The organism is Tepidibacter sp. Z1-5, assembly GCF_037844525.1.
Taxonomy (GTDB): domain Bacteria; phylum Bacillota; class Clostridia; order Peptostreptococcales; family Peptostreptococcaceae; genus Tepidibacter_A.
The window spans coordinates 1-13,701 of record NZ_JBBMMD010000035.1 but is presented as its reverse complement, the minus strand read 5'-3'; the positions used below and the strand labels follow the sequence as shown (position 1 = coordinate 13,701).

Annotated in this window: 12 protein-coding genes and 2 tRNA genes; 13 read left to right on the top strand and 1 reads right to left on the bottom strand. The window is 28.6% G+C overall.

Annotation, left to right across the window (positions count from 1 at the left end; translation table 11 throughout):
* The first annotated feature begins 13 nt into the window (after positions 1-13).
* The 11 genes from gcvH to WJW32_RS07360 all read left to right on the top strand — a co-directional run bounded on the left by gcvH (position 14) and on the right by WJW32_RS07360 (position 7,579).
* A complete protein-coding gene (gene gcvH / locus WJW32_RS07410) occupies positions 14-388 on the top strand; it encodes a glycine cleavage system protein GcvH (RefSeq protein WP_340256912.1) in 375 nt (124 codons plus the stop codon).
* Positions 389-447: 59 nt separating this feature from the next.
* Positions 448-2,379 (top strand): corrinoid activation/regeneration protein AcsV, encoded by a 1,932-nt coding sequence (gene acsV, locus WJW32_RS07405; protein ID WP_340256911.1) that lies wholly within the window; start codon positions 448-450, stop codon positions 2,377-2,379.
* 1 nt (position 2,380) lies between these two features.
* Positions 2,381-3,247 carry a radical SAM protein gene (locus tag WJW32_RS07400; RefSeq protein WP_340256909.1) on the top strand — a complete coding sequence of 289 codons (867 nt, stop codon included), beginning with the start codon at positions 2,381-2,383 and terminating at the stop codon, positions 3,245-3,247.
* A complete protein-coding gene (locus WJW32_RS07395; RefSeq protein ID WP_340256907.1) occupies positions 3,244-4,200 on the top strand; it encodes a radical SAM protein in 957 nt (318 codons plus the stop codon). The genes WJW32_RS07400 and WJW32_RS07395 overlap by 4 nt, the downstream gene beginning before the upstream one ends.
* Complete coding sequence (locus tag WJW32_RS07390; protein ID WP_340256906.1) at positions 4,201-5,013, top strand: lipoate--protein ligase family protein; 813 nt, start codon at positions 4,201-4,203, stop codon at positions 5,011-5,013.
* Positions 5,014-5,155: 142 nt separating this feature from the next.
* The gene (locus tag WJW32_RS07385; RefSeq protein ID WP_340256905.1) at positions 5,156-5,344 is read left to right on the top strand and encodes a CooT family nickel-binding protein; all 189 of its coding nucleotides are present in this window, start codon (positions 5,156-5,158) and stop codon (positions 5,342-5,344) included.
* 23 nt (positions 5,345-5,367) lie between these two features.
* Entirely contained in the window at positions 5,368-5,784 is a 417-nt protein-coding gene (locus tag WJW32_RS07380; RefSeq protein ID WP_340256903.1) for a DUF3842 family protein, read from the top strand.
* 11 nt (positions 5,785-5,795) lie between these two features.
* Positions 5,796-6,086, top strand: coding sequence for a hypothetical protein (locus WJW32_RS07375; protein WP_340256902.1), 291 nt, complete (start codon positions 5,796-5,798; stop codon positions 6,084-6,086).
* A 72-nt stretch (positions 6,087-6,158) separates the two neighbouring features.
* Positions 6,159-6,232 (top strand) — tRNA-Gly (locus WJW32_RS07370).
* A gap of 3 nt (positions 6,233-6,235) precedes the next feature.
* Positions 6,236-6,326 (top strand) — tRNA-Ser (locus WJW32_RS07365).
* A gap of 182 nt (positions 6,327-6,508) precedes the next feature.
* Positions 6,509-7,579, top strand: a complete 1,071-nt coding sequence (locus WJW32_RS07360; protein WP_340256900.1) for a sensor domain-containing diguanylate cyclase — start codon at positions 6,509-6,511, stop codon at positions 7,577-7,579.
* 50 nt (positions 7,580-7,629) lie between these two features.
* Here WJW32_RS07360 and WJW32_RS07355 read toward each other — a convergent pair whose 3' ends face one another.
* Entirely contained in the window at positions 7,630-8,535 is a 906-nt protein-coding gene (locus tag WJW32_RS07355; protein WP_340256898.1) for a ribonuclease H-like domain-containing protein, read from the bottom strand.
* A gap of 121 nt (positions 8,536-8,656) precedes the next feature.
* On the opposite strand from WJW32_RS07355, the gene WJW32_RS07350 reads away from it, so the two are divergent.
* Together WJW32_RS07350 and WJW32_RS07345 are read left to right on the top strand one after the other, a co-directional pair.
* A complete protein-coding gene (locus WJW32_RS07350) occupies positions 8,657-10,678 on the top strand; it encodes an ATP-dependent helicase (RefSeq protein ID WP_340256897.1) in 2,022 nt (673 codons plus the stop codon).
* 725 nt (positions 10,679-11,403) lie between these two features.
* Positions 11,404-13,701: S-layer homology domain-containing protein (locus tag WJW32_RS07345; protein WP_340256896.1), on the top strand; the 2,298-nt coding region annotated here is incomplete at its 3' end.

Genomic DNA, 13,701 nt, shown 5'->3' with positions numbered 1-13,701 from the left:
AGGGGGTATAAGAATGAATTATCCATCTACTTTAAAATATACTAAAAATCATACTTGGGTAAAAATAGAAGGTGATGAAGCTTATATAGGAATCACTGATTATGCTCAAGATCAATTAGGAGAAATCTTATTTGTTGAAATGCCAGAAATAGAAGATGAAATAGAAAAAGGAGAAGAATTCGGAGTAGTGGAATCTTCAAAGGTAGCATCTGATCTATTAGCACCTATATCTGGTGAAGTTTTAGAAGTTAATGAAAAATTAGATGATGAGCCTGAATATATAAATGAAAATTCATATGATGCATGGATTATAAAAATAAAAATAAAAGATATGTCTGAGGTAGATGAATTATTAGATTCTAATGATTATGAGACTGCTTTAGCATAAATAAAAAAATAAACTTCCCTAGGGCTTTCCTGGGGAAGTGTTTTTTGGAGGGATATAAAGTGATAAAGGTAAAATTTATGCCAGAGAATATAGAAGTTATCTGTGAATATAAAGATAATTTACTTGAGGTAGCTAGAAAAGCAAATATTTTTATAGATGCACCTTGTAACGGAAATGTATCCTGCGGAAAATGTAAAGTGAAAATTACAAAAGGAAGAGTAGATACTAAAAAAACTACTCATATAACGGATGAAGAGGTTAATAATGGATATGTACTAGCATGTAATAGTAAAGTTATAGAAGATATACAAGTAGAAGTACCTGGTAAATTGTCATCTTCTATGAATAAAATGAAAATAGAAGATTCTTCTAGTGATGTATACAAAAAGTTACTTGAAAACTGTAAAAAATTAATATCTGAAAATCATATGGAATTTAAATCATATGTTAGAAAAGATTATGTGGATATAGAATTACCAAATCTTGATGATAATATATCTGATTTCGATAGAATAAAAAGACATTTAAGACATAATTTTGGATATGAGAAGGTATCTTGCAAGATAGAAACTATAAGAAAGGTTCCGAATGTATTGAGAGAAGGAAACTTTAAAGTTACAATAACTCATATACCAAAAAAAGATAATACTACTAATATAGTGAATATAGAGTCAGGTAATACAACTGATAAATTTTATGGAGTTGCACTTGATATAGGAACTACATCGGTTGCAGCTTGTATAGTAGATCTTTATGAAGGTAAAATAGTAGCTAAAGCTTCTTCAGGAAATGCTCAAATAAAGTATGGAGCAGACGTTATAAATAGGATTATATACTCGACTAAGAAGGATGGTCTTGAAAAATTAAATAAAGCTATTATACATGAAACTATAAACCCTATATTGAAAAGTATGTATGAAGAGTTAGGTATTGACAAAAATGATATTACAGCCCTTGTAGCTGGTGGAAATACAACAATGACGCATTTACTATTGAATGTATATCCTGATTATTTGAGAATGGAACCGTATATACCCGCATTTTCAAAATCACCTTATATACAAGCTAAAGAACTTGAAATCGAAATTAATAGTGATGCATATATATATATAACTCCCTGTGTTGCAAGTTATGTAGGTGGTGACATTACAGCAGGTGTATTATCATCAGGAATTTGGTCATCTGATGATAATGTTTTATTTATAGATTTGGGAACTAATGGAGAAATCGTATTTGGAAATAAAGATTATTTGATGACATGTGCTTGTTCTGCTGGACCTGCATTTGAGGGTGGAGAGATAAGTTGCGGAATGAGAGCGTCTAGTGGCGCTATTGAGAAAATTAGAATAGATAAAGATACATTAAAGCCAACTCTTAGTATAATATCAAATGATAAACCACAGGGAATATGTGGTTCTGGAATAATAGATTTAATAGCTGAAATGCTTATAAATAATATTATTGATAGAAGAGGAAAACTAAACGAAAATATAAATTCTAATAGAATAAGATTTGATGAAAATGATATAGGAGAATATGTACTTGCGTTTAAAGAAGATTACAATATAGAACGTGATATAACTATAACTGAGGTAGATATAGATAGTTTTATAAGGGCAAAGGGAGCAGTGTACTCTGGAATAATGACATTAGTTGAAAGTTTAGGTATGGATTTTGATATGATAGACAGGGTATTAATAGCTGGAGGTATAGGAAGTAGCTTAAATATAGAAAAATCTATATTAATAGGGATGCTCCCAGATGTAGATAAAAATAAGTATTCATATATCGGAAATAGTTCTTTAATGGGATGTTATCTTGCTTTAACTAGTGAAGATGCAAGGTGTAAGCTTGAGGAATGCTCGGATTCTATGACTTATGTAGAACTTAGTGTATACCCAAGCTACATGGATGAGTTTATATCAGCTTGCTTTTTACCACACACTAATATAGAAAAATTTCCTAGTGTAAAACAAATATTGGGGTGTTAGTATGAAGTTTGAAGATAAGATGATTAAAGCTCTTAAAATTAAAGAAAATAATTTTGGAAAAAATATTATATTTTCATATCCCAATAAGACATTGGCGGTTACAACTACAGGAAATGAATGCAGTCTAAAGTGCGCTCACTGCAATGGACATTATCTTAAGAATATGACTAATATAAATGAAGTGGATGAAAAGATAAAGCATAGAAATATTGATAGCTTTTTGATAAGTGGAGGATGCTCCTTTGATGGGGAAGTACCTATTATAAATCATTTAGAAGGTATCAAGGATCTAAAAAATAAGGGATATAAAATTAATGCCCATCTAGGGCTTATGGATGAATCTGATGTAAAAAAGATATCGGATTATATAGATGTAGCTTCGTTTGATATTTTATTAAATAATGAAACTATAAAGAATGTATACAAAATAGATAGGAAAAAAGAAGACTATATAAAAGCATACGAGATATTAAAAAAATATACGAGGGTAGTTCCTCATATTTGCATAGGTATGGACTCGGGTCAAATAAAAGGAGAATACGATGCTTTAGAATATTTAAAAACTCAAAATCCAAGTTGTATAACATTTATAGTTTTAATTCCAACTAAGGGAACTGAATTTGAAAATATTGAACCACCTAAAATAGAAGATGTAATAGATATTATATGTGAAGCTAGAATAAAATTCCCTAATATACATATAAACTTAGGATGTATGAGGCCTAGGGGAACATATAGAAAACAATTAGATAAAATGGCGGTATTAAGTGGAATAAACAATATAGTAATGCCCTCTAAAGAAGCTATAAAGGAAGCGATAAATATAAACTGTAATATACAAAAAAATGAGAGGTGTTGTGTATTATGATAAATCTATCCTATGGAAGTGCTATTGAAATTGGATTAGTTAATGCTACTATGGATATTAATCCTACTACGGCTTATATAATGATTGGAAATGGATGTGATAATAAGTGTGCTTTTTGTTCTCAATCAATAGAGAGTACATCTAGAAAGGATAAACTTTCAAGGGTGCTTTGGCCAAAGTTTAGTAATGATGATATACGTGCGTCGTTACTGAATTATAATGGAGAAAATATAAAACGAATTTGTGTTCAAGCTATGGGAACAAATGAAGCATTAGAAGAGTCAAAAAAGTTTATAAAATATATAAAACCAGGTCTTGAATTTCCAATATCATTATCCGCAAAGGTTGAGACTGAAGAAGAAATAAAAAATTTATTTGATATTGGTGTAGATAAGGTTGGTCTTGCAATAGATGCTGCTAATAAAGAGTTATATGAAGAGATAAAAGGAAATAATTTTTGTGAAAAAGTTGAATTTATAAAAGAAATGGGAAATAAATATAAGGGAAAAGTAAGTACTCATATTATAGTAGGACTAGGAGAAAGCCATGAGGATATATTTGACTTATATGAGGATTTAATGAATAGTAATGTAACTATAAGCTTATTTGCATTTACGCCTATAAAAGGAACTAAGCTTGAAAATGAAAAACAGCCTAGCATACAGGATTATAGAAAAGTTCAAGTTATGACATACTTAATAAAGTGCGGACATAAAAAAGAAGATTTTAAGTTCGTAAGTAGAGAATTGAAAGAAATATATAATATAAAGTCAGAAGAAAATGATGATATAAAAAGAGGAATACCTTTTTTAATATCTGGATGCAAAGACTGTAATAGACCGTATTATAATGAAAGACCTGGAGGAACTATATATAATTACTCGAGAGCGTTAACAGGTGAAGAATGCATAAAAGCTATATCAGAAATTGGAATTAACATAGAGGTGATATAAGTGCAAAAGTGGAGAGTAATAAGAAATTCAACATATGATGGATGTATGAATATGGCTATAGATGAAGCTATTATGAAAGCATATAAAGAAGAAAAGGTAGACCCTACTATCAGATTTTATACTTGGAAGCCGGCTTGTATTAGCATAGGGTATTTTCAGAAGATGGAAGAAGAAATAGATATAGATATGTGTAAAAGATTAGGAATTGATTTTGTCAGAAGAACAACAGGAGGAAGGGCAGTTTTACATGATAACGAGCTTACATATAGTATAGTCGTAGATGAAAAAAATCCATTGATGAATGGAGGCATAATGCAAACGTATAGGTATATAAGTGAAGGGCTTGTAAATGGGCTCAAGATGAGCGGAATTGATATAGATCCATTAACACGAGCTGATAAAGATATAAAAAGTGATAAAAGCTCTGTTTGCTTTAATTCTAAATCTCATTATGAAATAAGTATAAATAATAAAAAGGTAGTCGGCAGTGCTCAAACTAGAAAAGAAGGTATAATTCTTCAACATGGATCTATAGTTCTTGATTTTGATGTAGACAAATTGATTTCTACTATAAAAATAGATGAGTCAAAGAGAGAAAAGTTAAAAAGGATAACACTAAAAAAGGCTAGTGGAGTAGAAAATGAAATAGGAAAAAAAGTAGATATAAATATTTTGCAGGAAAATATTATTAAAGGATTAGAGGAACATTTTAATATAGAAATATATCAAGATGAGTTATCGGTCTATGAAATAAAACTTGCAAAAGAGTTATATGAAAAATACTCAAATGATGATTGGAATAAAAAGAGATAATATTGATAAAACAAAGTCAACATGATATACTTTAATAAGAAGATAATGGAATGCAATATAGAAATCATGAAGATTTCTTTAAGGCTTTTTGAAGAAAGCTTTAGGGGAGTCTTTTTGTCTATTAATAAGGAGGAATTATAAAATGTGTGAATCAACAGCTTATTTATGTAAAGAAGATGGTCTTGAAAAGATAATGGAAAATGTAGTGTATATGAAGCCAGAAAATGGAAAGGTATACTTGTCAGATTTGCTTGGAGATCAAAAAATTGTAGATGGAGAAGTTAAAGAAATTAGACTTATAGATCATAAAATAATTATAGAAGAAAAGTAAATAATAAACTTGGGGGATAAAATATGATTATAGCTGTAGTTGACGGAATGGGTGGAGGAATAGGATCTCAAATAGTGAGCAGTTTAAGAGATGAATTACCTTCTTATATAGAAATATATGCACTTGGAACTAACTCTATAGCAACTTCATCTATGATGAAAAGTCATGCTAACAAAGGGGCTACAGGTGAAAATGCTATATGTGTATCTTGTAAAAAAGCAAACGTTATAATAGGTCCAATGTCTATAGTTATTCCGAATTCTATGATGGGTGAGGTTACTTGTAGGATGAGTGAGGCTATATCAGATTCAGAAGCATTAAAAATATTATTACCTTTAATACCAGAAGATTTTGAACTTGTAGGACTTGAAAATAAACCTTTAATTCTTTTAATAAAGGATGCTGTAAAACTTATAAAAAAAGAATTTAATGTAAAATAGGGGGAATAAATATGAATAAATTTGAAAAGAGATATCATCATAGCCATGAACATGATCACGATTACGATACTTGCCATCACAGTATCCATTCTCATGATGATGAAGATAAGGAAGAAAAAACTTTAAGAGTTCTTTTGGCTCATTGGGTTAAGCATAATAAATCTCATGAGGAAAGTTTTAAAGAGTGGGCTGATAAATCAAAACAAATGGGTAAAGATGAAGTGGCTAAGAATATACAAAAGGCCATAGAATATATGGAAAAAGCTAATGAAATGTTAGTAGAAGCTAAAAAAAATATGTAAATTTAATATCATATTAACCATTGACAAGCTTTGGTTAATATGATATTATTATTTTAGTCGAGAGAACAATATGCGGGTGTAACTCAGTGGTAGAGTTCTGGCCTTCCAAGCCAGCTGCGAGGGTTCGACTCCCTTCACCCGCTCCATATGGAGAAGTACTCAAGTGGCTAAAGAGGCTCCCCTGCTAAGGGAGTAGGTCTTTTACGGGACGCGAGGGTTCGAATCCCTCCTTCTCCGCCAGTAGAAAAACAACTTATATTAGTATAGGTTGTTTTTTTGTTTATATAATGAATTGTCGGAAGAATACAAAAATGTAATAATATCCAAAAATGTTTAATCATACAAAAATTGAGTATAGCATAGTATATAAGAAATATCTTTAATTTAAAGTTGAATTTATTAATCTTAAATTGGAGGACGAAATGTTGAATATGAATAGATTTAAAAATAGTATAGAGAATGAAAAGATTAAGATGTTGAATGATGAATTGAGAATAGAAAATGTTAATTTAAATAAAGAACTTCAAGAGTTCAAAGCTATAAATTGGATATTAAGTCAAGTTATAAAAGCATCTGGAACTATTGATTCTTTTGAAGGATTGATGAAAAATATTACAGATATACTTATGGGAGTGTTGGGAGTAGATACTTGTAGTATATGGATAAAGAGCGATAATATCAATAGGTATACATCTTATTCTAGAAGTATATACAATAGTAATGAATATGAGATAGATATTTGCAGTTACTTTCCAGATGATATTTTAAAAATAAAAGAAACTAAAACTTTGGATATAAAAAAGGAAAACTTTATTTTTTGTAAAGGTGAAAATGTTAATTCTGTATTAATATCTCCTTTAGAGGATTTTAGAGCTAATATGAGAATGGGAGTTATAATAGTAGAACATAGAAATAAAAATTTCTTTAGTGAAAATACTAAACGTTTCTTCGATATACTCTCTACACAGCTGAGTATAGCGGCTGTTAATTCTAAGTTGTTTGAAAGAATAAATGAAATAACAAATAAAGATACGCTTACAATGTGTTATAATAGAAAATATTTCGATAAAATTATCTCGGAAAACTTATGTGAACGAGAGTATACACTAGCTGTATTTGATTTAGATAATTTTAAGATAGTAAATGATTTATTTGGGCATAAAAAAGGTGACGATGTATTAGTACAGATAAGTGAATTGGCACAAAAAATAATTGAAGATAATGAAGGTTATTTAATACGTATAGGTGGAGATGAGTTTGTCATCATACTTTATAAGTCGATGGAGGAATCTGTTGAAATACTAGAAAAATTAAGAAAAAGTGTACCGAATCTTAATGCAATAAGAGACATGGGTCTAAACATAAGCATGACTATAGGTGTTGCATGCTCAGACTTAATAGATGGTGTTGATAAAATATTCAATCTTGCTGATATGGCGCTTATAGAGGGGAAGAAGAACTGCAAAAACAAAATTTATATAGCTTCGATTTGAAAAAAATGTATCTCGAGATATAGAGATACATTTTTTTGTAATGCGAATTTTTAAAAAATATTTCTAAACAAGTAAGAGGCTACAGATAGTATATTGTTTTCTAAAACATTTGAATCTATTTTTAATGGAACTATTTTGTCTTGTTTAAAATATATAATTTTATTGTTATTTGATGATATAGCATATGATACATTTAATTCTACTGTAATTGTTTGATTAGATCCTATTATAGAATACTCATCTTCATATATTTGTATGTTAATGGGGATTATATCTTTGGATATATATTCTATATAGATTAAATCACCTTTGAATTTGTATTTTGATAGTTTTAATTTTAAATTTGAATGCATATAGTCTATATCTATATATTTTTCATTGGAATCAATTATATCTTTTATTTTAAATAATTTAGCAAGGTAATATATATCTTCGTAATTATGAAGAAGTATCTTTTTCTTTAGAGATTCATTTTTAGTTGATTCAAATTCTTTGTACATGTCAACACTTTCTTTTCCTGAGATAGTATCTTCTCTTTGTATATCCAATAAACTCTCTACTGTTTTTAATTTACAATTCTCAAGATTTAATTTTTTCTGATATGGTCTTACTATTTTGAGTATATCAATGTCTTTATCTTTATTTATAAAGAAATCTAAGTTATTTTTCTCAAACCTTTTATTTAAAAAAGGAATATCAAATCTATGGCCGTTAAAGGTTATGTGATTATCAAATGTTTTAAATACTTCTTTAAAATAAAATAAAAGTTCCTTTTCATCATTGGTATTGTGTGCGAAAAATTGTTTTATTATAGTTTGATTATTTTTTATATACAATATACCTATTAAAATTACTTGGTTGTACTTAGAACTAAGACCTGTGGTTTCTATGTCAAATACACAAGAGTTTTCGGGTATATCTATTATTTCATCTATTTTATGGGTTATAACTTCCATTTAAATCACCTCACGTAGTTTTGCTTTTGTTAAATATGACTATAATAATAATATCATAATACGGATTTTGATGCTTGAATGAGAATTTTAAAAGTTATATTATATAGATTAGGTGATGAATATGAATTGTGAAAGTTTAAATGAAAATCAAAATATAGCTGTAAATCATTTTCAAGGACCTTGTATGGTTATAGCTGGTCCCGGGTCTGGTAAAACTAGGGTTATAAGCTATAGAATAAATAATTTGGTTCAAAATTTAAAGGTTAGGCCTGAAAATATACTAGCCATTAGTTTTACTAAGGCTTCTTCTATTGAAATGAAGGAAAGAAGTATTAGGCTTTCTGTCAATAGTTTAATAAATAGGGTTAATTTTGGGACCTTTCATTCTGTATTTTTTAAAATTCTTAGGGGGTTCAAAGATTATCAACTTGACAATATTTTAAATGAACATCAAAAAGTATATACTATAAAGAATATATTAAAGAGTATGGATGTGGAGAATTATCAGGAAGATGATGTTATAAAAGGTGTTATAAATGAGATATCATTTGTTAAAAATGAATTAATAGATTCTCGTGACTTTGATTCTAGTGTAGTATCTAAGGATGAGTTTTTGAGAATATATTCTATGTATGAAAATTATAAAAGTGACATGAAAAAAATAGATTTTGATGATATGTTAATACATACTTATAATCTTTTAAAGGATGATGATTATATACTTGATTTAGTTAGAAAAAAGTATAGATATATATTAGTAGATGAGTTCCAGGATATAAATAAGGTTCAGTTCGAAGTTTTAAAGATGATATCAAAGCCTAATAACAATATATTTGTTGTTGGAGATGAGGATCAAAGTATCTACGGTTTTAGAGGTGCAAGACCTGATTTTTTATTAGAATTCAAAAACTATTTTGCAAACTCTAAGTATATAGTTCTTGATTTGAACTATAGATCTACTGATGTGATAATAAAAACCTCGAATAAGCTTATTAAAAATAATAATAATAGGTATGATAAGGTTATAAAGTCTGTTAAAGGAAAAGGTGATGGTATATTATTTCTATCTCCAGAGGATTCTGAAGATGAGGCTAGAAAGATAGGAACTTTAATTATTGAAAATATTAATAATAACAATATGAGTTACAGTGATTTTAGTGTTATATATAGAACAAATATACAGTCGCGTGCCCTCGTGGATGTGTTCATGGATATGAATATACCGTTTGTAATAAGGGATACTGTTGTTAGTATATATGATCACTGGGTGAGTAAGGATATCATAAGTTATTTGAGCGTAGCTTTATATAGAAGTTTAAAGGATGAATTATCTAGGATTATAAATAAGCCTTTTAGGTATATATCTAAAGAGAGTATAAAAATAGCCATGGCAGATGGGGATTTTCTAACCAATATAAAGACTAAAGCAAATCTAAATAAGTGGCAGATAAAGACTATAGAAGATTTAGAACTAGACCTTGATTATATAAGTCGTATATCTGCAAAAGATGCTATATCTTATATAAGAACAAGTCTTGAATACGATAGATACTTAATAGAGTATTGCCAAAAGAGAAAGATAAAGACTACAGGTCTATTTGAAATTTTAAATGAGTTAGAAGGGGGCGCTTCAAACTACAAGACGATAGATGATTATTTAGATCATATAAGTAATGTTAAAGAAGAGATTTCAAATCAGAAAAAAGACGACGATAAAAATAAGGTGGTTTTAACTACTATTCACTCTGCTAAAGGTTTGGAGTTTAAGAATATATTTGTGATAGGAGTTATTGAAGGGGTTATACCTCATGATAAATCTATTGAAGGTAAGAATGATGTTGAAGAAGAGAGAAGGCTTTTTTATGTGGCTATGACAAGGGCCATGGACAAGCTTCATATATCTAGTCCTCAATATAAATATGGTAAAAAAGCTTGTGTATCGAGATTTGTAGAAGAAATCAATGAACCATCTGATGAGGAATTGGACTATATAAAAAAAGGAGATATAATAAACCATAAAAAGTTCAAAAGAGGAAAAGTTATAAATAAGAGTGGCAATACTATAGAAATAGAATTTAAGGATGATATAAAAATATTGAACTATAGGGTATGTCTTAGAAATAAATTAATAGAGAAGATATAAATTTTATCAAAAGAACAATTGAATAGGTTTAATTCCAAAATAAATGGCATTAAAATATCACTAATGTATTAAATATTTTTGAGCAACGGAATTCATTAGAATTCGTTGATGACATGAGATTGAGCGAATTTTAATAAAACTAAGAATTTCATCTTATTGAATATACTAAAAAGTTTTAAACTCCCTAGAAGTCAAACAACGAACTTTCTTAACGGATATTCAAACGCTGTAATTCTAGTTTTATACAGAAATATTTAAATCATTTGCTAACTTTTTAATACCATTTATTTTTTAAGTTTAATGATTAAATTTTAAACACATTTAAATGTATATTATTCTCATATGAACCAAGAATATTTAAAAATTTTATTATTAACACTTTTTTTAAAATAATATAGATTTTAGTTGGGTCAATAAAGATAGTATAAATCAATTGAAATTGATTGTAAATAAGAACTCGAAAGTGGATATTCTAAAAAGTTATATATTAGAATAGTGCAAAATATCTCGTATTCTTAGTATTTAATCAGATAGATAATACAGTAAAAAAGAATTAGCTTATAAAGAATAAAAAAAGCAGGAAAAAGGTAATGGTAGACGCAAATGTTTTTTTAGGAAAATAGTACTAATTTATGAATAAACACAATATTATGTAAATATTTACGCATGTATTACCGAAAATTAATTATATTTTGAAAATATACAAATGAATGTAGGAGGGTTATATGAAATACAAAAAAAGTATTAAAAAAGCCATGGCAACTATGATAACAACATCTATGATAGTTAGTTCTATGGGTATGTCTTTTGCTACAAATTTTGAACAACTTTCAGATGTTGATAATCATTGGGCAGCAAATCAAATTAAATCATTAGTAAATAAAGGAGTTGTAAGTGGTTATAGCGATGGTACATTTAAACCAGATAACTATATTACAAGAGCAGAATTTATATCATTAATAAACAAAGCTTTTAATTTAAAGTTGGTTTATGATGTTAATTACAAAGATGCATCATCTAAAGATTGGTTTTATGAAGACCTAAGAAAAGCAAAAGGATATATATCAGGATATGAAGATAATACTATAAGACCTAATAACAAAATTACAAGACAAGAAGTGGCTGTAATTATGGCTAAAGTACTTAATAAACAATATGATAATAAGGCATATGTATGTGATAACTTTAAAGATTCAAATAAAATTGCAGACTGGAGCAAAAAATCTATAGGTGCATTAGTAGATTCCAAGAATATGAGTGGATATCCTGATGGAACATTTGGGCCAGAAAAATATATAACTAGAGCAGAAGCCGTGACTGTAATTTATAAAAAATTCAAAGGATCGGGATTCTCATCTTTATCTTCAAGCAGTAGCTATAGTTCTAAAGATGATGGAAAATCAAAAAAGAGAGAAGATGTAGTAATAGATGATAAAGGGGATAGATTAAAAAATAAAACAATAGATGGAGATCTTACGATATCATCAGATATAGGAGACGGAGAAGTATATCTTGAAGATGTTACAGTAAAAGGAACTACATATATATATGGAGGCGGAGAAAACAGTATATATATTGAAGATTGTGATTTAGGAAAAGTAGTTGTTGATAAAAAAGATGATAAAGTAAGATTAGTTGCACAAGGAAGCACAACTATAGACACAGTTACATTAAAATCAGGAGCAATACTTGAAGAAGATTTATCAGGAAGTGATAAATTAACTAAAACAGGATTTGATGATGTATATGTTGAAGACAATCATAAAGTTACATTAAAAGGTGACTTTGATGATGTAGATATAGAAGTAGAAGATGCAGATCTTTATTTAGAAGAAGGAGAAATATCTAAAGTATATATAAAAGGTGATGCAGAGGATGCTTATATATATGTAGCTAGTAATACTAAAATTACTACAATAGATGCTGATGAAAGAGCTAGAGTAAATGGAAGTGGATATGTTAAGAAGATAGAAGGATCAAAATCTAATTCTGTAAATAGATCTTCTTCATCAAGTAGTAGTTCTAGCAATAGAGATTATACAGCACCAACAGTAAGTGGAGTAAGTAGTGCAAATGTTAAAGATACAAGTGCAGATGTTAAGCTAAAATCAAATGAATATGGAACGGTATATTATATAGTATTACCAAAAGGAGATACAGAACCAAGTAAAACACAAGTAAAGTATGGTCAAGATAGTAAAAATACTACAGTAACATTAAAAGGAAATAAATCAGTAATATCAGGAGAAGAAGAAGTTTTTAACATTACAGGATTAACAGAAAATACGGCATATAAAGTATATGTTGTAGTTAGTGATAATGCAGGAAATGTATCAACTGTAAAAATAGTAGACTTGACAACAATGGCTAAAGTTGATGGTATTGAGCACAGTGCACAATTAGAATCAGCAAGAGGGGAATTCGATAAGAAAATAGATGAACAAGCAGACGTAGAATTAGGAGTTACATTAAATAGTGCAACAACAGTAAGAGAGGTAAAAGTAGGAGGAGTTTCAATAGGAAATGGAAATTATGAATTTGTAGGAAATAAGCTAATAATAAAAAAAGAATACATGGCAACTAAAGTAGTAGGAGAGGTAGAATTAACAGTAGAGTTTGATAAGGGTACTGCACAAAGATATACAATTATGGTAAAAGATACAACAGCAGAAGTAATAGTAGATGCACAGTTAGAATCAGCAAGAGGGGAATTTGATAAAAAAATAGATGAACAAGCAGACGTAGAAGTAGGAGTTACATTAAATAGTGCAACAACAGTAAGAGATGTAAAATTAGGCGGAGTTTCAATAGGAAATGGAAATTATGAATTTGTAGGAAATAAGCTAATAATAAAAAAAGAATACATGGCAACTAAAGTAGTAGGGGATGTAGAATTAACAGTAGAGTTTGATAAGGGGACTGCACAAAGATATACAATTATGGTAAAAGATACAACAGCAGAAGTAATAGTAGATGCACAGTTAGAATCAGCAAGAGGGGAATTTGATAAAAAAATAGATGAA